The sequence below is a fragment of the Micromonospora sp. NPDC006431 genome (assembly GCF_042870725.1).
Lineage (GTDB): Bacteria > Actinomycetota > Actinomycetes > Mycobacteriales > Micromonosporaceae > Micromonospora.
On sequence record NZ_JBIAHQ010000032.1, the window covers coordinates 1 to 20696 of the forward strand.

The window sequence follows — 20696 nt, forward strand, 5'->3', positions numbered from 1 at the left end:
CAAAGGCACAAAGCCAGTCAGACGAAGAGTCACGCCCACTGCTGCCGACCATCAGCCCATCACCTGCAGACCGACCAAGCCAGCCTCACAGTCAGTCGAGGGTGCGGGCGTCCCGGTCGAGTTCGTGCTCGGCCTCGGCGAGCGCGTCGGCGTCGATGTGCTCGGCAAACTCGGCGGCCTCGGCGCTCTGCGCGGCCAGGGCCTCCTTCACCGCCCGGATCGCCACGCCCGGCGGGTACCCCTTGCGGGCCAGCATGCCCACGAGGCGGCGGAACACCGCGTCCGGCTCGCCCCGGGCGGTCCGCAGCTTCCGCTCGACCAAGGCGCGGGCGGTCTCCGCCTCGGTCTCCTCGTCCAGCTCGCCAAGCGCCTCGCTGGCCACCTCGCCGTCGACGCCGCGCTGGCGCAGCTCGTTGGCGAGCGCCCGCCGGGCCAGCCCACGGCCGGCATGCCTGCTGGTGACCCAGGCGCGGGCGAAGGCGGCGTCGTCGATGATGCCGACCTCGTCGTACCGGTCGAGGACCTGGGCGGCGACCTCCTCGGAGATGCCCCGCTTGGCGAGGGCGCCGGCCAGCTCGGCCCGGGTACGCGGCCGGACCGCGAGCTGCCGCAGGCAGATCTCCCGGGCCGCCTCGGCCTCGTCGCGGGGCGGGGCCGGCGCGGCCTCCGGATCGGCCTCCTCGGCGCGGCCCCGGCGGCCCCGGCGAGGGCGGGGTGTGGTGGCGTCACCCGTGCGGGGCGGGCTGGCGTCCCAGCCTCGCCCCGTACGGGCGCGTCGTCCTGCCACGGGGCAGGTCAGAAGTCGACCGGCGGCAGCTCCGGGCCACCGGCGGCGTCGCCCACGCCGACCCCGACGCCGAGCTTCTCCAGGATCTTCTTCTCGATCTCGGCGGCCACATCCGGGTTCTCGCGGAGGAACTCGCGGGCCTTTTCCTTGCCCTGGCCGAGCTGGTCGCCGTCGTAGGTGTACCAGGCGCCGGACTTGCGGATGATCGCCTGCTCCACGCCGACGTCGATCAGCGACCCCTCGCGGGAGATGCCCTTGCCGTACATGATGTCGAACTCGGCCTGCTTGAACGGTGCGGCGACCTTGTTCTTCACGACCTTGACCCGGGTGCGGTTGCCGACCACGTCGGTGCCGTCCTTGAGGCTCTCGATGCGGCGCACGTCGAGCCGGACCGAGGCGTAGAACTTCAGCGCCCGACCACCGGTGGTGGTCTCCGGGCTGCCGAACATCACGCCGATCTTCTCGCGGAGCTGGTTGATGAAGATCGCCGTGGTGCCGGTGTTGTTGAGCACACCGGTGATCTTGCGCAGCGCCTGGCTCATCAGCCGGGCCTGGAGACCCACGTGGCTGTCGCCCATCTCGCCCTCGATCTCGGCGCGCGGCACCAGGGCGGCAACCGAGTCGATCACGATGATGTCGAGCGCGCCGGAGCGGACCAGCATGTCCGCGATCTCCAGCGCCTGCTCGCCGGTGTCCGGCTGGGAGACCAGCAGGGCGTCGGTGTCGACGCCGAGGGCCTTCGCGTACTCCGGGTCGAGCGCGTGCTCGGCGTCGATGAACGCGGCGATGCCGCCCGCCCGCTGGGCGTTGGCCACCGCGTGCAGGGCGACCGTGGTCTTACCGCTGGACTCCGGGCCGTAGATCTCGATGACCCGGCCACGGGGCAGACCGCCCACGCCGAGCGCGACGTCGAGCGCGATGGAGCTGGTCGGGATCACGGCGGTCTGCACGACCGGCCGCTCCCCCAGCCGCATCACCGAACCCTTGCCGAACTGCTTGTCGATCTGAGCGAGAGCAAGGTCGAGTGCCTTCTCCCGGTCCGGCCCTGCCGCCATCGTTGCCACCCCTGCCTTCGCCGGCGTCTTACCTGAGCTTCGCGTCACGCGGGACACGCTAGGCGCTGGGTCCGACAGAAAACCAGCCGACGGGCCGCGAGCTGTGGACGAGCACCCCGCTGTGGACAATAGCCGAACAGGTGTACGACTCGGCAAGCGACACGCGGACTCGGAAAAAAGGCTGCTCAGCGTAGTCGCGCGGGGACCCGGTCGGGATAGGCGGCGACCACCGCCCGCCACACCACGTGCGTCTCCTCACCCGCGGCGAGGGCCTGCTCGATGGTCCGCCCGCCGAGCTGGGACAACACCTGGTCGCTGGCGATGCTGGCCGCGTAGCCCGGCCCGAACGCCTCCTCCAGCCGCGCCCAGAAGTCGGTCAGCCGCACGTGTCACTCCTCCTCGTCGGGCGCCCCCGCTGGCACCGGACGCAACGCTAGCGCCACCAGGGGCACCGCCGCGATCGCCGCGAGCAGGGTGAGGGTCGGATAACCGGCCACCCGTACGACAAACCCACTCAGCGCCGCAGCGCCGGCCCCGGCCAGTCCCATGGTCAGGTCCGACAACCCCTGAACGCTCGGCCGCACGTCCGTGGGCACCGACTCGGACAGCAGCGTGGAGCCGGCAACCATGGTGCCCGACCAGCCCAGTCCGAGCAGCGCCAGACCGAGCGAGAGTTCCGGCGTGTGGTGTCCGGCCGTGCCGGCGACCGCGCAGGCGGCGAGCAGCACCCCGATCCCGCCGAGGATCACCGCGCGCCGGCCGAGCCGGTCGGTGAGCCAGCCGACCACCGGGGAGAGCGCGTACATGCCGGCGATGTGCAGGCTCAGCACGATGCCGACCACCCGCAGCACGTCGGCGTCGTCGTGGAACTCGCCGAGCCGAACCGGGGTCATCGACATCACCGCGACCATCACCAGGTGCCCCATCGCCACGGCCGCGATGCCGAGCCGGGCGGCGGGCCGCTCGCGTACCACCCGCCACGCGGCGCGCATGCCCTCAGCGCGCCGGGCTGGCGACAACTCCGGCTCGGCGCGTCTGACGCCGCGCTGCGACCCGGAGCCGTCGGCCGGCGCCGCGACCACCTCGGCCACCGGGTCGTCGGCGGCCGCCAGCCGGCGGGCGGTGAGCAGCGGGTCGGGCCGCAGCAGAGCCGTCAGTACGCCGGCGGCGAGCACGAACGCCGCGGCGCTGAACGCGAACGGGCCGGCCAGCGGCGGCAGTCCCCACCCGCCGGTGGTCCGGTCGGCGAGCGCGGCGAAGTTGGGCGCCGCCACCGCGCCGATGGTGGTGGCCCAGACGATCAACGAGAGCTGGCGCCCCCGGCGGGCCGGCTCGGCGAGGTCCACCGCCGTGTAGCGCGCCTGAAGGTTGGCCGCGGTGCCGCCGCCGAAGAGCAGCATGCCGAGGAAGAGCAGTGGCACCCAGCGGGTGACCGCGGCGAGCACCACCAGCACACCGCCGGCCGCCCCGGCCAGGTACGCCACCACCAGGCCCGGCCGGCGGCCGTGCCCGGTCATGATCCGGGTCACCGGGACGGCGAGCAGGGCCCCACCGACCACGGCCGCGCTCTGCGCCAGGCCCGCCACGGCGGTGCCGGCGATCCGGGCGGCGAGCAGCGCGCCGACCGCGACGCCGATGGTGACGCCGATCCCGCCGATGATCTGGGTGACGAAGAGCAGCCGGAGGGTCCGGCGCTGGATCGCGGCGACATCGAGCCGGGGTGGGGCCGGCGCGGTCAGGTCGGTGGCCATCAGGGCTCCTAGGTAAGGGGTGCCAAGCCCGCCCATCCTTGCGCAGCCAGCCGGCCACCGGCATCCAGGTTCTGCTAGAGGCCGAGGCCGCGGCCGATGATCTCCTTCATGATCTCGGTGGTGCCGCCGTAGATCGTCTGCACCCGGCCGTCCAGCCAGGCCCTGGCCACCGGGTACTCCAGCATGAAGCCGTAGCCGCCGTGCAGCTGCAGGCAGCGGTCGGCCACCCGGTTCTGCAGCTCGGTGGTCCACCACTTGGCCTTCGCCGCGTCGGTCACCGAGAGCCGGCCGGCGTTGAACTCGGCGACGCAGTGGTTGACGAAGGTCCGTGCGATGGTGACCTCGGTGTCCAACTCGGCCAGGAGGAACCGGTTGTGCTGGAACTTCCCGATCGGCCGGCCGAACGCCTCCCGTGAGCGGGCGTAGTCGAGGGTGAGCGCGAGCAGTTTCTCCGCCGCCGCCACCGCCGCCACGGCGATGCTCAGCCGCTCCCGGGGCAGGTTGGCCATCAGGTGGTAGAAGCCGTGGTTCTCGGTGCCGATCAGGTTCTCCGCCGGCACCCGGCAGTCGTCGAAGAACAGTTCGGCGGTGTCGTTGGCCTTCAGGCCCACCTTGGCCAGCCGCCGGCCCCGGCTGAACCCGGGTGTGCCGGTCTCCACCGCGAGCAGGCTCACCCCGTGCGCGCCCTGGTCGGGCGCCGTCTTGGCGACCACCACCACGAGGTCGGCCAACTCGCCGTTGGTGATGAACGTCTTCTGGCCGTTGAGGACGTAGGTGTCGCCGTCGCGGACCGCGCTGGTGCGGACGCCCGCCAGGTCGGAACCCGCCCCCGGCTCGCTCATCGCGATCGCGGTGACCAGGTCGCCGGAGCAGAAGCCCGGCAGCCAGCGCTTGCGCTGGTCGGCGGTGGTCAGCTCGGTGAGGTACGGGGCCACCACGTCGTTGTGCAGGCCGAACCCGACGCCGGAGCAGCCGGCCGCGATGATCTCCTCGTCGAGGACCGCGTTGAACCGGAAGTCGTGCTGCCCGCCGCCACCGTGCGCCTCGTCGACATCCATGCCGAGCAGCCCGGCGGCGCCGGCCTTGCGCCACACCTCCCGGTCCACGATCCCGTCGGCCTCCCAGCGCTCGTGGTAGGGCACGGCTTCCCGGGCGAGGAACTCGCGGCACAGGTCGCGGAACTCCTCGTGCACCGGCTCGTAGAGATGCTGCTCCATGGCGATGAGTCTGCCCGCCACCCGGGCGGGCGGGAAGGGCCCGGGGGCCGGGCGCCACCGCGATCGCGGGTGCCGGCAAGGGCCCCGCCGTGGTCTTTTCCGGGCCCGGCCGGTACGCCAGGATGGACGGATGAGCACGCTCACCGGGCAGCAGATCGTCGACGAGGGACTGGCCGGGTGGACGTACCTGCTCGGCGGCCTGCAGACCCGGATCACCACGGGGAGCTTCGCCGCCGGGCTGGCGGTCGTCGACGCCATCGGTGCGGCGGCCGAGCGGATGGACCACCATCCCGATCTCGACCTCCGTTACACGCACGTCGACGTGCGGCTCTGGTCCCACGACGTGGGCGGGGTCACCGCCCGGGACGTCCGGCTGGCCCGGGCCATCGCCGCGATCGCCGCCGACGCCGGCGTGCCGCTGGGTCACACCGGCTTGTCCCGGCTCGAACTCGCCCTGGACACCCCGGACTTCGCCGCCGTGCTGCCGTTCTGGCGGGAGGTGCTCGCGACCGAGCACCTCGCGGGACCGGGCTTCGGCGACGAGCTGCGCGACCGGGCCGGCACGCTGCCCACCGTGTGGTTCCAGGAGTCCGGTAGTGCGGAACCCCGGCAGCGTTGGCACCCGGACGTGTGGGTGGACCCGGCGGAGGTGGCACCGCGCATCGAGGCCGCGCTGGCCGCCGGCGGCACGCTCGTCAGCGACGAGAACGCGCCGCGGTTCTGGGTGCTCGCCGACCCGGACGGCAACCGCGTCTGCCTGTGCACCTGGCAGGAACGCGACTGAGGGACCCCTCAGGCGGCCAGGGCGCGGGCGGCCACCGTCAGGTCCGCGACCAGACCCTCGTACGCCACGTCCTGGTTGTCCGCGCGCAGCACGGCGGACGGGTGGATGGTGGCCAGCAACTGGGCCTCCGGGGCGTCGGCCACCTTGCCGGCCTGGTCGACCGGCACCCGCTTGAAGTCCTGCGGGCGCTGCGCGGCGTCCGGCCAGGGCAGCAGTTCCCCGCGCTGCTTCGTCACCCGGAACGCCGGCCCGAGCAGCGCCTTGGCGGCGGTGGCGCCGAGCACCACGACGACCTCCGGGCGGAGCCGGGCGAACTCGGCGACCAGCCAGGGCCGGCAGGCGGTGATGTGCACCCGGTCCGGCGTCTGGTGGATCCGCCGCTTCCCGCGCAACTCGAATCGGAAGTGCTTCACGGCGTTGGTCAGGTAGATGTGGCCGGGGTCGATGCCGGCGTCGTCCACGGCGCGGCGCAGCACCCGCCCGGCGGGGCCGACGAAGGGCAGGCCCTTCTGGTCCTCCATGTCGCCGGGCTGCTCGCCGACGAAGACCACCCGGGCGCTCTCGTCACCCCGGCCGAACACCGTCTGGGACGCGTTCCGGTAGAGCTCGCAGCCCTGGCAGCCGGCCGCGGCGGCGCGCAGCTGGTCGATCGTGTCCGCCTGCGGCGGGATGAACTCCTGCGCTCCGGGCGCGCTCTCGGTCTCGGCCATGCCCGACTTTATATACCGGTTTCGTCATCGACGCCGGGTGCCGCCCACATCAGTAACCACCACCCCCGCCGCCGCCACCGCGCGAGGCCAGCGCGATCGCGATGATCACCAGGATGATCACCACCACCGCCACCCCGATCCAGATGCCCTTGCGGGACCTGTTCGCCACGGTCACCCACCTCCCGGCCGGTCTTACCCGTCGCCGACCGGGCCATGCCGCCGGGATTGCCGGGGCAGATCGGCCGGGCCGGGATCACGCGGTGAACGGGGCCGGCCCGACGGGACGCACCGCCCGCGCCACCGCGTCGGCCAGGGGCACGAGGTCGGCCTCGTCGAGCGGGCTGACCGTGATCCGGACGCCGGGGGCGGCGGCGATCCGGTTCAACGCGCCGGGGGCGACCGACCAGCCGGCGTCGCGCAGCGCGGTGACCATCACCGTCTCGTCGGGCACGGGCACCCAGACGTTGATCCCGGTCCGCCCGTGGGCGGCCAGCCCCCGGGCGGCCAGCGCGTCGACCAGCCCGTCCCGCCGCCGCTCGTAGCTCTCCCCCGCCCGCCGCACCAGGTCCGTCGTGCCCGGGTCGCGCCAGAGCGCCAGGACCAGGCGTTGCAGCACGGTGGAGACCCAGCCGGCGCCCACCCGGGCGCGGCCGGCCACCCGGGCCACGGTGGCCTCGTCGCCGGCGAGCACCGCGAGTCGCAGGTCCGGACCGTAGGGCTTGCTCACCGACCGGACGAAGGCCCACGCCGGGGTCGCCCCGGCGAGCGGGTGCAGGGGTACGCGGGCCAGCTCGGCGGCGTGGTCGTCCTCGATCAGCAGCAGGTCGGCGCGGCCGGCGAGCAGCGTACGCAGGGCCGCGGCGCGGTCGGCGGAGACGGCGGCGCCGGTCGGGTTCTGGGCGCGGCTGGTCACGATCAGCGCGCGGGCCCCGGAGGTGAGGGCGGCCCGGACGCCCGGCTCGGTGGGGCCGTCGTCATCGACGGGCACCCCGATGGCGCGTAGCCCGAGCGCGGCGAGCAGGTCGAGCAGGTTGGCCCAGCCCGGGTCCTCGACCGCGACCGCGTCGCCGGGACGCAGGTGGGCGGCGAGCAGGCGCTCGATGCCGTCCAGCGCGCCTCCGGTCACGGTGATCTCCTCGGCCGGTACACCGTCGGCGGCGAACCGCTCCCGGGCAGCGGCGGCCAGCTCGGGCAGGACGGCGGTGACCGCGTACCCGCCGGGCGGGCCGAGCTCGGTGGCGAGCGCGGCCAGGTGCGGGCCGAGCGGCGGCAGCAGCCGGCTGTCGGGCTGACCGGCGGAGAGGTTGCGGGCGCCGGGCAGCGGGGCCGGCATCAGCGCGGCGCGGCGGGTGGCGACGGGTGGGCGGGGTCGGACCCGGGTGCCGTGCCGGCCGGCGGTGACCACCAGGCCCCGCTGGCGCAGCTCCTGGTACGCCTTGGCCACGGTGGCCGGGCTGACCGCCAGCTCGGTGGCCAGGGCGCGGACGGCCGGCAGGGTGACGCCCGGGGCGAGGCCGCCGCTGCGGATGCCGCTTTCCACGCTCGCCGAAATGGCCGCCGACGACGAGCCGACGATCTGATAATGTGCTGCCACAGTTCAGAGATTGTACTAGAACAAAGGTGGGACTGCCGCATGTACCCCCGGACCGAACGGACCACCGCCACCCGCATGCGGGACCGGATGAGCTACGACGAGGCCGCCGCGCACGCCGTGCTGGACGAGGCGTACCACTGCACCCTGGGGTTCACCGTGGACGGCGAGCCGCGCGTGCTGCCCACCCTGCACGTCCGCATCGGCGACACCCTCTACCTGCACGGCTCCACCGGGAGCCGGCCGCTGCTCGCCGCCCGGGGCGACGGACTTCCGGTCTGCGTCGCGGTGACCCTGCTCGACGGGCTGGTCTACGCCCGGTCCCAGTTCAACCACAGCGCCAACTACCGGTCGGTGGTCGTCCACGGCACCGCCCGCCCGGTGACCGACGAGCGGGAGAAGGCCGAGGTGCTCACCGCGCTGGTGGAGAAGGTGGCGGCCGGGCGCAGCACCGACAGCCGCCCGCCGAGCCGGCGCGAACTGGCCGAGACGGCCGTGCTGGCCCTGCCGCTGCGCGAGGTGTCGGTCCGCGCCCGGGCCGCCGGAGCCAACGACGACCCGGCCGACCTCGACCTGCCGTACTGGGCGGGGGTGCTGCCGCTGCGGCTCACCGCCGGCGTGCCCGAGCCGGCCGCCGGGGTGGCCGCGCCGGTGCCGGCGTACCTGCGGCCCGCCCGGTCGGCCTGGCTGGAGCCCGTCGTGCTGCGCGGCGAGCACGTGGTGCTGGAACCGCTCGATGAGTCCCACGCCGAGGAGCTGTACGCCGCCCTCGACGACCCGGAGGTCTGGCGGTACGTCGGCAGCCCCCGGCCGCAGAACGCGGCCGAGACGGCCGGCCAGATCCGCGCCGCGCTGGACGCGAACCTACGGGGAGTCCGGACGCCCTGGGTGCAGCGATGCGCCGCCACCGGCGCGGTCGTCGGCACCACCTCGTACTACCAGCCCGACCCGGGCCTACGGACCCTGGAGATCGGCTTCACCCAGCTCGGCCGGGCGTGGTGGCGCACCGGGATCAACACCGAGGCGAAGCTGCTGCTGCTCACCCGGGCCTTCGAGGAGCTGGACGCGATCCGGGTCACCTGGCAGACCAGCACCCTCAACGAGCGCTCGCAGCGGGCCATCGAGCGGCTCGGCGCCACCCGGGAGGGGACGCTGCGGTCCAACCGCCGCCGCGCCGACGGCACCTGGCGGGACTCCGCGCTCTACTCCATGCTCGCCACCGAGTGGCCCAACGCACAGGTCACGCTGCGGGAAAGGCTTCGCCCGGCGGCACCGGTGGCGTCATGATGTCCGGCGTGCTGGGCATCACCGACATCTGGACGTACGTGCTGGGGACCGTGGCCATCGTGCTGCTCCCCGGGCCGAACTCGCTCTTCGTGCTCTCCACCGCCGCCAAGCGCGGGGTACGGGCCGGCTACCGGGCCGCCGGCGGGGTGTTCGTCGGCGACTCGGTGCTGATGTTCCTCTCCGCCGCCGGGGTGGCGTCGCTGCTCAAGGCGTACCCGCCGCTCTTCCTGGTGGTCAAGTACGCCGGCGCCGCGTACCTGGGTTACGTAGGGCTGACCATGCTGCGCGGCGCCTGGCGGCGCTGGCGCGACCGCAACAACCCGGCGACGCCGCGCCTGATCGACGCGGCGGAGCCGGCCGCGATGCGCAGTCCGTTCCGGAAGGCACTGGTGATCAGCCTGCTCAACCCGAAGGCGATCCTCTTCTTCATCTCGTTCTTCATCCAGTTCGTCGACCCCGGGTACGCCTGGCCGGCGCTGTCGTTCGTGCTGCTCGGGTTGATCGCCCAGGTGACCAGCGCGCTCTACCTGACCGCGCTGATCTTCGCGGGCACCTTCCTGGCCGCCCAGTTCCGCCGTCGCCAGCGCCTGGCCGCCGGCGGCACCACCGCCGTCGCCGCCCTGTTCCTCGGCTTCAGCATCAAGCTCGCCACCGCGTCGATGTAAGGAACGGGCCCCGGTCAACGCCTGCGATATAGCAGGCGTCCCCGGTTGACGTGTGGACTGCGGCGGCACCGGCCCGACACGGGGGCGGGTCAGGTGCCGTCGCCACCGCCGCCGCCCCCGATGCCGCCACCCCCGCCGGCGGTGCCCTGAAGGCCGAAGCCCGGCTGGACGGGCTCGTCCGGGTGGCGGCTGACGTGCGCCGACTCCCGGATCATGGCGGACCAGTCGGCGTGCGCGGCGGCTGCCGCATGCCGGTCGATCGCGTGCCGCAGCCAGCCGTCCACGGTGGCCACCCAGTCCCGCTGCACGGCCCCGGCGTGCCAGACCCGGAACCGGCTGATGCTCTGGTGGGTGACTCCGGCCAGGGAGAGCCGCCGGTCCATCCAAAGCAGCACCTCCAGCCCCGCCGCGTTGGTCACGAAGATCACCTCCAGCTCGGTGATCGGGCCGGCGTACAGCGGCGCCACCCAGTAGCCGAGCTGCTCGTAGAACGGCAGCGTCTGCTCCACGCCGGGCAGCCGGCCGTGCTGGAGGCCCGCCTGCCGCATCACGAAGCCGAGGATGTCCAGCGCCGCGAGGATGCCCTGCTGGGCGGGGAGCGGGTGGATGAAGATCGGCACCATCGCGCCCTGATCCAGGTCCGGGTCGACCGACACCTCGGTACGCAGCCCGTGGCGCAGGCTCATCAGCGGGACCCCGCCGAACATGTTCACTGGGGTCTCCCAGGGCAGCGGGAAGGCGAAGTCGACCGCCTGCCGGCGCCCGGCCGGCACCACGAACCGGCCGGCGACCGGCACCTGGTGGTACTGCACCAACCGGCGCGGCGCGTCCGGATCCTCCGGCTCGAGCTGGGCGACCAGTCCGAGCCGGAGGTGCCGGACCGGCACGTCCTCGCCCCCGGCGGTGAGCGTCACCCGGCCGGGCAGCCGCAGGCCCGGTCGGGTGCTGGCGTTGGTCACGGTGGTGCTCACCGAGAGCCCGGTCCAGACGGACTCCGACGACAGCCCGGTCAGCCGCATGCCACCGGCATTCCCGCTCGCCGGGCGGGCACTCCTGCCCCGCGCACCGGCCCGGCCTGCCTCGCCGGCTTGGCTCCCCTCGCCCGCTCGGCTTCCCTTGCCCGCTCGGCTTCCCTTGCCGGCTCGGCGATGTGGCGGGGTCCGGCCGCTCCGGACCCCGCCACATCGGCGATGCGGGTGCCGGAGCGGCGTGCCGACGGGCCGGCCGCCGGGCCCGGGGGCGTGGGGACGGGCCGGCCGCCGGGCCCGAGGGACCCGACGGCCGGACGGGTGGGACGGGACCGTCAGCGCAGGCGGCGGCCCCGGGGCACCGGGTCGGTCTCGTCGTCGAACTCGCCGATGACCTCCTCCAGCAGGTCCTCCAGCGCCACGAAGCCGATCGGCCGGGTCGGGCCGCCACCGTTGCGGACCAACGCCAGCTGGGCCTGCCGGCCCCGCATGGCCGCCACCGCCTCGGTGACCGACGCCCCGGCGGGCAGCGTGAACGCCGGGGTCATCAGCTCACCCGCGGTCGCCGGCCGGCCCGTGGTGACCGCCCGGACCGCCTCGCGGACGTGCACGAGGCCGCACACCTCGCCGCCGGCGTCGAGCACGGCCAACCGGGACCGGCCGCTGTCCCGCGAGACGTGCTCGATCCGCTCGGCGGTGTCCTCCCGGCATACCGTGACGATCCGGTCGAACGGCTCCATCACCTGCGCCACCGTGGTGCCCTGCAGCTCCAGCATGCTGGTCAGCATCTGGTGCTGCTCGGCGCCGAGCAGCCCGTGCTCGCGGGACTGCTCCAGCAGGATGCGCAGCTCGTCCGGGCCGTGCACCTGGGCGAGCTGGTCCTGCTGGCGTACGCCGACCAGCCGCAGGATCGCGTTGGCCAGCGCGTTCAGCGCGGACAGCACCGGGCGGGACACCCGGGCGAAGGCACGGAACGGCAGCGCCAGCAGCGTGGCCGAGCGCTCCGCGTCGGTGATCGCCCACGACTTCGGGGCCATCTCGCCGACCACCAGGTGCAGGAAGGTCACCAGGGCGAGCGCGAACACCAGCGCCACCACATGGCTGGCCGCCACCGGCAGACCCACCGCGTGCAGCAGCGGGCTGATCAGGTGCTCGATCGCGGGCTCGGCGAGGGCACCGAGGCCCAGGGTGCAGAGCGTGATGCCGAGCTGGGCACCGGCCAGCATCAGGCTCAACTCGCGGACCCCGTCCAGCGCCGCCCGGGCCGCCCGGCCGCCGCCGGCCGCCATCTGCTCCAGGCGGTACCGCTTGGACGCCACCAGGGCGAACTCGGCGGCCACGAAGAAGCCGTTGAGCGCCAGCAGCACCACGGAGAAGAACAGCGCAAACCCGGGGGTCATGCCGCCACCTCGCTGCGCTCGGCGTCGTCATGACGCGAAACGCTGAACCCGACGACTCGCTCACTCCGCTCGCTCATGCCGCCTCCTCCCCGCGCTCGGCGACGGTCGTCCGGAGCCGGACGGAGTCGGCGACGTGCCGATCCACGGCCAGCACCTCGACCAGGGCGCGCGGTTCGACGTCGGCCAGCTCGCCGTCGACGGCGAGGCTGATCTCCAGCCGGTCGCCGACCTCGGGCACCCGGCCCAGCTCCCGCATCACCAGCCCGGAGAGGGTGTCGTACTCGGGTGCCTCGGGCAGCGCGATGCCGGTGCTGTCGGCGACCTCGTCGATTCGCCAGCGGGCCGGCACCACCCAGGAGCCGTCGTCCTGCCGCGCCGCGGCCCGCTCCGGCGGATCGTCCTCGTCGCGGATCGGCCCGACCAGCTCCTCGGCGATGTCCTCCAGCGTGATCACGCCGGCGAAACCGCCGTACTCGTCGACCACGCAGGCGAGCTGCCGGTGCCCGACCCGGAGCCGGTCCAGCACCGTCGGCAGCGGCAGCGTCTCCGGCACCAGCAGCGGGGGTACGGCCACCGCCTCGACCCGGGTGGTGGCCCGCTCGGCCGGTGGCACCCCCAGCACGTCGGCGATGCCGACTACGCCGACCAAGTCGTCGACGCCCTCGGCGCCCCGGACCGGGAACCGGGAATGCCCGGTGTCAAGCAGCTCGACGACCCGGCTGACCGGCTCGTCGGCCCGCACCGTGTGCACGTCGACCCGGGGAACCATGGCCTCCCCGGCGGTCAGTTCCCGGAAGTCGAGACCCCGGTCGAGCAGATCGGACATCGCGGCGTCGAGGTGCCCCTCCTCCCGGGACTCGGCGATGATCTGTTCCAGGTCCTCCGGGGTGGCGCCGCTGGGCAGCTCCTCGATCGGCTCGATGCCGACCCGGCGGAGCAGCCGCACGGCGGCCCGGTCGAAGAGGGTGATCACCGGTCCGGCGATCTTCAGGTAGATCAGGGTGGACCGGGCCAGCGCCCGGGCCAGGGTTTCGGCACGGGCGATGGCGAGGTTCTTCGGGGCCAGCTCACCGAGGACCATCTGCACCACGGTGGCGATGATCAGGGCCAGCGCCACCGACAGCGGCAGCGCGACCCCGGTGGAGACCCCGGCGACGCCGAGCAGGTCGGCCAGCCCGCCGCCCAGGTACGGCTCGGCGGCGTAACCGACCAGCAGGGCGGTGACGGTGATGCCGAGCTGGGCGCCGGAGAGCATGAACGACAGCCGTCCGGTCACCTCCAGGGCCCGGGCGGCGGCCTGGTCGCCCCCGTCGGCGAGCTGCTTGAGCTTGCCCCGGTCCACGGCGACGTAGCCGAACTCCTGGGCCACGAAGTAACCGGTGGCGGCGGTGAGCACGATGATGAGAACGAGTCCCACGAGGATCAACACGGGACGCTCAGGGCTCCCGGGGCCGTCGGGACTGGGGATTGCCGGGCATGACCCGGCTGGCTACTGCTGCCCTCCTGGGCAGAGGAGTCGATCATGCGGCCATTTTATCGGCGCTGGCTGTGCGTCCGCTGAGGGTGCCGGGAAGCTCCTCGACGTCCGGTTCGCCGGTCCGCCAGCTCCGCGCGTCCGGTTCACCGGCCGGCCAGTTCGTCGGCGTCGAGCAGGGCGGCGTCGACCCGGCCCGACCGGTACGCCGCCCGCCCGATCATCTGCGCGGCGACCGGCGCGGTGGTCAGTTGGAAGACCGCGACCAGCCCGATCATCCCCAGGTCCGCCGGCGTACGCAGGCGCAGCGCCACCCCGACGAGCAGCAGCAGCACGCCGAGGACCTGCGGTTTGGTGGCGGCGTGCATCCGGTCCAGCACGTCCGGGAAGCGCAGCACGCCGATCCCGGCGGCGAGCCCGAGCAGCGCCCCGGCCAACAGGAAGGCCGCGCCGAACCAGTCGGCGACGGCGGCCATCAGGCGACCTCGCGGACGGCGAAGCGGACCAGGGAGACCGAACCGACGAAGCCGAGCAGCGAGAGCACCACGAGGATGGGCAGCGTGGTGGCGTGCCGGTTGACCGCCGCCTCCACGGCCACCGCGGCCAGCATGGTGGAGAGCAGCAGGTCGGCGGCGACGACCCGGTCGAGCAGCGACGGTCCGCGGTAGATGCGGGCCAGGGCGAGCAGCGCGGTGACCGAGATCAGCGCGGTCAGCGCGACGGCGAGAAGCGTGGTCACGGGTTGGTCCTCCGGTCGTCGGGTTCGGCGGTGAGCTGGCGTACTTCCTGCGGGGAGCCGACGGCGCGGACGATGCGCCGCTCGACGGCGAGGACCCGCTCCCGGCTGTCGGTCAGGTCCTCCGGGCTACGGACGTCGAGGACGTGCACGTAGAGGGCGCCGTGGTCACGGTCCACCTCGAGGATCAGGGTGCCCGGGACCAGGGAGATCAGCTCGGCGGTGAGCGCCAGGTTGAGGTCGGTGCGGATCCGCAGCGGCACCGCGATGATCGCACCGCGCGGCCGGTAGCCGGGGCGGACGGCGATGGCGGCGACGTGGACACTGGCGCTGACCAGCTCGCCGACGAAGGTGACCGCGAGGACCAGCAGCGCGCCGGGGCGGAGCCGGCCGCCGAAGGTGACCGGCGGGAGCGGGAAGAACAGCAGCACGGCCCCGCCGACGAGGATCCCGCCGAGCAGGTTTCCCCAGGACAGGTCCCCCCAGAGCAGCAGCCAGATCGCCACCAGCCAGCCGAGCGTGACGGCCTGGTCGCGGCGCCGCCCGCCGCGCCCGATGGCCGGCGCCGCCGGGCCGTCGTCGGCCGGCGGCGGTCCGTCCGCCGCGCGCCCGTCGTCGGCCGGCGGGCCCGGAGGCGGGGCGCCGGTCACCGGACGCCCGCCGGCAGCACGGCCCGGACGTACGGGGTGCGTTGCCGAAGGTCGCCGGCGGCGTCCGCGGTGACCCGGAACAGCGGCCCGGCGGCCAGGGTCAGCGCCACGCCGAGCGCCACCAGGGCGGCGGTCGCGCCGACCATCAGCGCGGGCAGCCGGACGGCCGGGGCGCTGGTGGCCAGCCGGGGCGCCCGCCAGAACGCGATGTTCCACACCCGGGAGGCGGCGTAGAGGGTGAGCAGGCTGGTCACCGTTCCCGCGGCGACCAGCACCCCGGGCAGCACCCCGCCGGCCGCCACCCCGGCCTGGAGCAGGCCGAGCTTGCCGAGGAAGCCGGAGAACGGCGGGATGCCGGCCAGGTTCATCGCCGGGACGAAGAAGAGCACGGCGAGCAGCGGGGCGATCCGGGCCAGTCCGCCCAGCCGGCGCAGGTCGGTGCTGCCGGCCCGCTCCTCGACCAGGCCGGCGACCAGGAAAAGGGTGGTCTGGATGGTGATGTGGTGCACCACGTAGAAGATCGCTCCGGAGAGCCCGGCAACGGTGCTCAGCGCCACCCCGTAGATCATGTAGCCGATGTGGCTGACCAGGGTGAAGGAGAAGAGCCGCTTCAGGTCGGACTGGGCGACCGCGCCGAGGACGCCGACCACCATGGTCAGCCCGGCCACGACCATGAGCAGGCCGGAGACCTGACCGCCGGGGAAGAGCAGGGTCTCGGTGCGGATGATCGCGTAGACGCCGACCTTGGTGAGCAGGCCGGCGAAGACCGCGGTGACCGGCGCCGGCGCCGTCGGGTAACTGTCCGGCAGCCAGGCCGAGACCGGGAAGACCGCCGCCTTGATGGCGAACGCGAGCAGCAGCATGAGCTGCAACACCAGGCGTACGCCGGCCGGCAGGTCGTCCAGCCGCCCGGCGAGCTGGGCCATGTTGAGAGTGCCGGTGGCGGCGTACACCAGTCCCACCGCGGCCAGGAAGATCATCGAAGAGAGGACGCTGACCACCACATACGTCGCGCCGGTCCGGATCCGGGTCTCGGTGCCACCGAGGGTGATCAGCACGAAGCTGGCGGCCAGCAGGATCTCGAAGCCGACGAAGAGGTTGAACAGGTCCCCGGCGAGGAACGCGTTGGTCACGCCGGCGGTGAGCACCAGGTAGGTCGGGTGGTAGATGTTCACCGGGGCCGCCTCCGTGGTCTCCCCGCGCCCCTGGCCGATCGAGTAGAGCAGCACGCAGAGGGTCACCGCCGAGGAGACCACCAGCATCAGTGCGGCCAACTGGTCGGCGACCAGCACGATGCCGACCGGCGGGGGCCAGCCGCCCACCCGGACCACCACCGGCCCGTGCCGGTACGCCTCGACGAGCAGCACCACCGCGACCGCCAGGGTGGTGACGAGGCCGAGCACGCTCACCGTCCGCTGCCAGCGGGGCCGGTTGGCCAGGATCAGGGTGAGCGCGGCACCGAGCAGCGGCACCACCACCGGCAGCGGGACCAGGGCCGGGGTCATGAATGTTCCCCCCGGCGGCGCAGCCGGCGCAGCGCCGGCCCCGGGTCCACCTGCTCCGGGTCGTTGTTCGGCCCCTCGCCGCCGAGATCCGCGGTGGACACCTCGTTACGTTCGGCGAGCCGGACGATCTGCCGGTCCTCCAGGTCGTCCTGCACCTCGTCGTCGCCGCTGAGGTACCAGCTCCGGTAGGCGACCGCGAGCAGGAACGCGGTCAGCCCGAACGTGATCACCACGGCGGTGAGCACCATGGCCTGCGCCAGGGCGTCGCTCATCTGCCCGGTCGGCCCGGTGCCGGCCAGGGGCGGGCCGCCGGACCGGCCACCGAGCAGGATCAGCAGGTTCACCCCGTTGCCGACCAGGATGACGCCGAGCAGGATCCGGGTCAGGCTCCGCTCCAGCAGCAGCGTGACGCCGGCCGCCACGAGCGCCCCGACGGCGATTACCAGGACCAGTGTCGGCCCCGCCCCGACATTCGTCATGGCCGGTCCCCCTCCCGCTGGACCACGAGCCCCGGGGCGGACTCGCCGGCCGCCTCGATGTGCCGGTCCACCTCGGCGCCGAGGCTGCGCAGGATGTCCAGCACCAGGCCGACCACGATCAGGTAGACGCCGATGTCGAAGAAGAGCGACGTGACCAGGTGGAGGTGGCCGACCACGGGGACCCAGAGGTTCACCTTGACGCTGTGCAGCACAGCGCCGGTGACCAGCAGCGAGAGCACGCCGCCGCCGACCGCGACGGCCAGCCCGGCGCCGAGCACGGTGCCGGCCCCCACCGGGGCGGCCTCGGCCAGCTCGTACCGGCCGCCGGCCAGGTAGCGAAGGGCCAGCGCGAGGCTGGCGACCAGCCCGCCGGCGAAGCCGCCGCCGGGGGCGTTGTGCCCGGAGAAGAGCAGGAACAGGGAGAACAGCACCACGGTGTGGAAGATCAGCCGGGTGACCACCTCGAAGACGATCGAGCGGCGGCGCTCGTGCAGGGTGGTCCCGCCGCGCAGCCAGACGGTGCGCCGGTCCCGACGGGGCGCGGACGGGCGGGGGCGGCGCGGTCGGGGCCCGGTGCGGGACCGCTCGAAGATCAGGCTGGCCACCCCGGTCGCGGTCACCACCAGCACCGAGATCTCGCCCATGGTGTCCCAGGCCCGGATGTCCACCAGGGTCACGTCGACCACGTTGCGGCCGTGGCCCTCGGTGACCGCCAGATGCGGGTAGGCCAGCGAGATCGACGGCGCCCGCCGGGCGCCGGCCGCGGCGAGGGCGAGGCCGGCCATCACCAGCCCCGCGGCCAGCCCGATGCCGCGGCGTACCCAGCGGCTGCGGCGCAGCGGGCGGGCCGAGAAGTGGGGCGGCAGGCGCCGCAGGACCAGCACGAAGACCGCGATGGTGGCGGTCTCCACCAGGAACTGGGTGAGCGCCAGGTCGGGCGCGCCGTAGAGGACGAACATCATCGCCGTGCCGTAGCCGGTGACGCCGACCAGCAGCATCGCGGTGAGCCGGCGCCTGGCGCCGAGCGCGAGCACCGCCGCCACCGCGATCACCGCGCAGACCACGAGCTGGGCCGGGCTGGCCCAGCCGGCGATGTCGTTCCGCCAGGGCCGGGTGACCAGCATCGCCGTGCCGGGCACCAGCACCAGGGCGAGCAGCACGGTGCCGAGGTACTGCGGAAGGGAGCCGCGCTGGGTGACGCTGGTGACCTCGATGGCGATCCGGTCGAACCGGTGGGTGATCCACTCGTACCCCTGGTTGCCGCCGACCGGGAAGCGCAGCCGCCGCAGCGCGGGCGCCAACCGGCCGCGGACCAGGTGCAGCACCACGCCGCCGCCGATGGACGCGGCGGAGAGGCCCAGCGCGACGGTCGGTCCGTGCCAGAGCGCCAGGTGCTCCCCCACCGGGCCGAAGAGCGCCGCGTACGGATGGAGCAGACCACCGATCCAGCCGGCCGCCGGACCGGCGGCGAGCCCGGCCACGGCGAGCAGGGCCGGCGGTACGAGCATCGCGGCCGGGGGCCGCTCCAGTTCGGTGTCGGGCACGCCGGGCCGGGTGGCGAAGGCCCCCCACAGGAAGCGGATGCTGTACGCGACGGTCAACGCGATGCCCACGACCAGCACGGCGAGCACCAGCGGCCGGTCGGTGAACGCGGCGAGGACGGCCTCCTTGGCGACGAAGCCGAGCAGCGGCGGCACACCGGCCATCGAGGCGGCGGCCAGCCCGGCGATCCCGGCGAGCAGCGGCGCGCTGCGCCCCACCCCCGACAGTTCGCGCAGGTCCCGGCCGCCGGCGCTGTGGTCGAGGATGCCCACGACGAGGAACAGCCCCGCCTTGAACAGCGCGTGCGCCAGCAGCATCGCGGCGCCGGCCAGCGCCGCCTCGGGGGTGCCCGCGCCCAGCACCACGGTGAGCAGGCCGAGCTGGCTGACCGTCCCGTACGCCAGCAGCAGCTTGAGGTCGTCCTGCCGCAACGCCGCCCAGCCCCCGGCGACCAGGGTGATCAGCCCGGCGACCACGGTGACCGGCCGCCACGGACCGGCCGGGGCGAGCGCCGGGCCGAGCAACCCGATCAGGAACACCCCGGCCTTCACCATCGCCGCCGCGTGCAGGTACGCGCTGACCGGCGTGGGTGCCGCCATCGCCACCGGCAGCCAGGAGCTGAACGGGAACACGGCGGCCTTGGCGAGCGCCCCGGCGAGGACGAGCAGCACGGCCGTGACCAGGTACCCGCCGCCGGGCAGCGGCACGGACGTGATCAGTGACCAGCGGTAGCCGCCGGCGTGCCGGCCGAGCAGCAGGAAGCCGACCAGCATGGCCAGCCCGCCCAGCGTGGTGACGATCAGCGCCTGGGCGGCCGCCAGGCGGCTGGACCGCCGCTCGGTGCTGTGCCCGATCAGCAGGTAGGAGAAGACCGTGGTGAGTTCCCAGAAGACGTAGAGCAGCAACAGGTCGTCGGAGACGACCAGGCCGACCATCGCCCCGGCGAAGGCGACCATGACGGCCGCGAACCGGGCCAGGCCCGCCGAGCCGGCGTGGAAGTAGCGGGCGGAGTAGACCAGCACCAGTGCGCCGACGCCGCCGACCAGCAGCAGCATGAGCCAGGACAGGGTGGTGACCCGCAGCGCCACGTCGAGCTGGAGCTGCGCGATCCACGGGTACGTCTCGACCACCGCGCCGCCGTGGCGTACCGCCCCGGTGTGCGCGACGGCCCAGCCGAAGGCGGCGGCCGGGGTGAGGGCGAGGGCGTAGCACGCGCGTGGGCCCCACCACCGGACCAGCAGCGGCGCGAGCAGGGCCGCCGCCAGGTGCAGGATCAGCAGGACGAGCACGCGGACTCCCGGTCGAGTAACAGCGCACGCCGGCACGCTGCGGCCACGACCGATCAGACGTCACAGCGGCACCCACTCGGGCGGTTTTCCGAAAACCCACCCACCCCCGGCGGGGCCACCCGACCGCCCGTCTGGTTGATCAAGAGGTTTGCGTCCGGATCCGGGGGCGGGGGCGACGCAAACTTCTTGATCAACGGCCGCCCCCGTATGCGCGCTGCTCGCCGCCGGCTGGGCCCCGCCGCTGGGTGGGCCGGGGGGTGGGCGGGTTGGACGGGGCGGTCAGCGGAGGGCGGGGTCGCCGGCGGGAACCGCCGGTGACCGGGCGGGGCGGTCCCGGCGGGTCTCCACCAGCAGGTCCGGGCGGCCGAGCTGGCGGACCGCCTTGTTGACCACCCGCTGCGCGGCGGCCAGGGAGCGCACCGGCAGCAGCTTGCCGCGGCTCTCCCGGCGAAGGACGAAGTAGTGCACGGCGGCGCGGACCAGGGCCCGGTCGGCGGCGCTGGAGTGGGCGGTGGCGACGACCAGCTCACGCAGGCACCGGGCGAGCTCCTCGGCGAGCTCCAACTCGGGGCCGTGCAGCCCGGCGCGGAGCGCGGCGAGGTGGCCGTCGACCTTGCGGATCAGCACATCGGTCCCGGGCCCAGAGTCTCGCTCCTCGACGGTCATCCAAGCCCTCCACCCCACGCTGCGTTGCGAGTGAAGTTACTTTATGTTGCGCGGCGCGAGCAAGCAGTTAAGTAAGACTTAACGCATGCAACGCCGCATCCGCCGCGTAAGCGGCTGAGCCGGACAGAACAGCGCTCGCC

20 protein-coding genes are annotated in these 20696 nt (G+C 73.9%); 3 read left to right on the plus strand and 17 right to left on the minus strand.

What is annotated here, in order from left to right; translation table 11 throughout:
• Window positions 1-91: 91 nt before the first annotated feature.
• The 5 genes from ACFYM6_RS32485 to ACFYM6_RS32505 form a co-directional block, all read right to left on the minus strand.
• Window positions 92-787: a regulatory protein RecX gene (locus ACFYM6_RS32485; RefSeq protein ID WP_387281286.1), complete on the minus strand. Its 696-nt coding sequence runs from the start codon at window positions 785-787 to the stop codon at window positions 92-94.
• Between the two features lie 8 nt (window positions 788-795).
• The gene (gene recA, locus ACFYM6_RS32490) at window positions 796-1842 is read right to left on the minus strand and encodes a recombinase RecA (protein WP_073832643.1); all 1047 of its coding nucleotides are present in this window, start codon (window positions 1840-1842) and stop codon (window positions 796-798) included.
• A gap of 185 nt (window positions 1843-2027) precedes the next feature.
• Window positions 2028-2228, minus strand: coding sequence for a DUF3046 domain-containing protein (locus tag ACFYM6_RS32495; protein ID WP_073832642.1), 201 nt, complete (start codon window positions 2226-2228; stop codon window positions 2028-2030).
• Between the two features lie 3 nt (window positions 2229-2231).
• Entirely contained in the window at window positions 2232-3593 is a 1362-nt protein-coding gene (locus tag ACFYM6_RS32500) for an MFS transporter (RefSeq protein WP_387281287.1), read from the minus strand.
• Between the two features lie 74 nt (window positions 3594-3667).
• Window positions 3668-4810 (minus strand): acyl-CoA dehydrogenase family protein, encoded by a 1143-nt coding sequence (locus tag ACFYM6_RS32505; RefSeq protein WP_387281288.1) that lies wholly within the window; start codon window positions 4808-4810, stop codon window positions 3668-3670.
• A 130-nt stretch (window positions 4811-4940) separates the two neighbouring features.
• On the opposite strand from ACFYM6_RS32505, the gene ACFYM6_RS32510 reads away from it, so the two are divergent.
• Entirely contained in the window at window positions 4941-5594 is a 654-nt protein-coding gene (locus tag ACFYM6_RS32510; protein ID WP_387281289.1) for a 4a-hydroxytetrahydrobiopterin dehydratase, read from the plus strand.
• An 8-nt stretch (window positions 5595-5602) separates the two neighbouring features.
• Here the strand turns inward: ACFYM6_RS32510 and ACFYM6_RS32515 are convergent, their stop codons facing one another.
• Both ACFYM6_RS32515 and ACFYM6_RS32520 read right to left on the minus strand, forming a co-directional pair.
• Window positions 5603-6304: a UdgX family uracil-DNA binding protein gene (locus ACFYM6_RS32515; RefSeq protein WP_387281290.1), complete on the minus strand. Its 702-nt coding sequence runs from the start codon at window positions 6302-6304 to the stop codon at window positions 5603-5605.
• A gap of 253 nt (window positions 6305-6557) precedes the next feature.
• Complete coding sequence (locus tag ACFYM6_RS32520) at window positions 6558-7898, minus strand: aminotransferase class I/II-fold pyridoxal phosphate-dependent enzyme (protein ID WP_387281291.1); 1341 nt, start codon at window positions 7896-7898, stop codon at window positions 6558-6560.
• Between the two features lie 39 nt (window positions 7899-7937).
• Between ACFYM6_RS32520 and ACFYM6_RS32525 the strand changes: the two genes are divergently transcribed.
• Both ACFYM6_RS32525 and leuE read left to right on the plus strand, forming a co-directional pair.
• On the plus strand, window positions 7938-9182 hold the full coding sequence (locus tag ACFYM6_RS32525) for a bifunctional pyridoxamine 5'-phosphate oxidase family protein/GNAT family N-acetyltransferase (RefSeq protein WP_387281292.1): 1245 nt from the start codon (window positions 7938-7940) through the stop codon (window positions 9180-9182).
• Window positions 9179-9847 (plus strand): leucine efflux protein LeuE, encoded by a 669-nt coding sequence (leuE, locus tag ACFYM6_RS32530; protein ID WP_073832634.1) that lies wholly within the window; start codon window positions 9179-9181, stop codon window positions 9845-9847. The genes ACFYM6_RS32525 and leuE overlap by 4 nt, the downstream gene beginning before the upstream one ends.
• A gap of 89 nt (window positions 9848-9936) precedes the next feature.
• On the opposite strand, the gene ACFYM6_RS32535 is transcribed toward leuE, so the two are convergent.
• The 10 genes from ACFYM6_RS32535 to ACFYM6_RS32580 form a co-directional block, all read right to left on the minus strand.
• Window positions 9937-10866: a sporulation protein gene (locus tag ACFYM6_RS32535; protein WP_387281293.1), complete on the minus strand. Its 930-nt coding sequence runs from the start codon at window positions 10864-10866 to the stop codon at window positions 9937-9939.
• A 284-nt stretch (window positions 10867-11150) separates the two neighbouring features.
• Window positions 11151-12215, minus strand: coding sequence for a hemolysin family protein (locus ACFYM6_RS32540; RefSeq protein ID WP_387281294.1), 1065 nt, complete (start codon window positions 12213-12215; stop codon window positions 11151-11153).
• 73 nt (window positions 12216-12288) lie between these two features.
• The gene (locus ACFYM6_RS32545) at window positions 12289-13644 is read right to left on the minus strand and encodes a hemolysin family protein (protein ID WP_387281295.1); all 1356 of its coding nucleotides are present in this window, start codon (window positions 13642-13644) and stop codon (window positions 12289-12291) included.
• A 191-nt stretch (window positions 13645-13835) separates the two neighbouring features.
• The gene (gene mnhG, locus ACFYM6_RS32550) at window positions 13836-14165 is read right to left on the minus strand and encodes a monovalent cation/H(+) antiporter subunit G (protein WP_073832630.1); all 330 of its coding nucleotides are present in this window, start codon (window positions 14163-14165) and stop codon (window positions 13836-13838) included.
• The gene (locus tag ACFYM6_RS32555; RefSeq protein ID WP_387281296.1) at window positions 14165-14428 is read right to left on the minus strand and encodes a monovalent cation/H+ antiporter complex subunit F; all 264 of its coding nucleotides are present in this window, start codon (window positions 14426-14428) and stop codon (window positions 14165-14167) included. The genes mnhG and ACFYM6_RS32555 overlap by 1 nt, the downstream gene beginning before the upstream one ends.
• Window positions 14425-15075 (minus strand): Na+/H+ antiporter subunit E, encoded by a 651-nt coding sequence (locus ACFYM6_RS32560; protein ID WP_387281297.1) that lies wholly within the window; start codon window positions 15073-15075, stop codon window positions 14425-14427. Before ACFYM6_RS32560 ends, ACFYM6_RS32555 begins: the two co-directional genes overlap by 4 nt.
• Entirely contained in the window at window positions 15072-16580 is a 1509-nt protein-coding gene (locus ACFYM6_RS32565) for a Na+/H+ antiporter subunit D (protein ID WP_387281298.1), read from the minus strand. The genes ACFYM6_RS32560 and ACFYM6_RS32565 overlap by 4 nt, the downstream gene beginning before the upstream one ends.
• Window positions 16577-17059, minus strand: a complete 483-nt coding sequence (locus ACFYM6_RS32570) for a Na(+)/H(+) antiporter subunit C (RefSeq protein ID WP_387281299.1) — start codon at window positions 17057-17059, stop codon at window positions 16577-16579. Before ACFYM6_RS32570 ends, ACFYM6_RS32565 begins: the two co-directional genes overlap by 4 nt.
• Entirely contained in the window at window positions 17056-19890 is a 2835-nt protein-coding gene (locus ACFYM6_RS32575) for a Na+/H+ antiporter subunit A (RefSeq protein ID WP_387281300.1), read from the minus strand. Before ACFYM6_RS32575 ends, ACFYM6_RS32570 begins: the two co-directional genes overlap by 4 nt.
• 279 nt (window positions 19891-20169) lie before the next feature.
• On the minus strand, window positions 20170-20556 hold the full coding sequence (locus tag ACFYM6_RS32580) for a hypothetical protein (RefSeq protein ID WP_073832625.1): 387 nt from the start codon (window positions 20554-20556) through the stop codon (window positions 20170-20172).
• Between the last annotated feature and the right edge of the window lie 140 nt (window positions 20557-20696).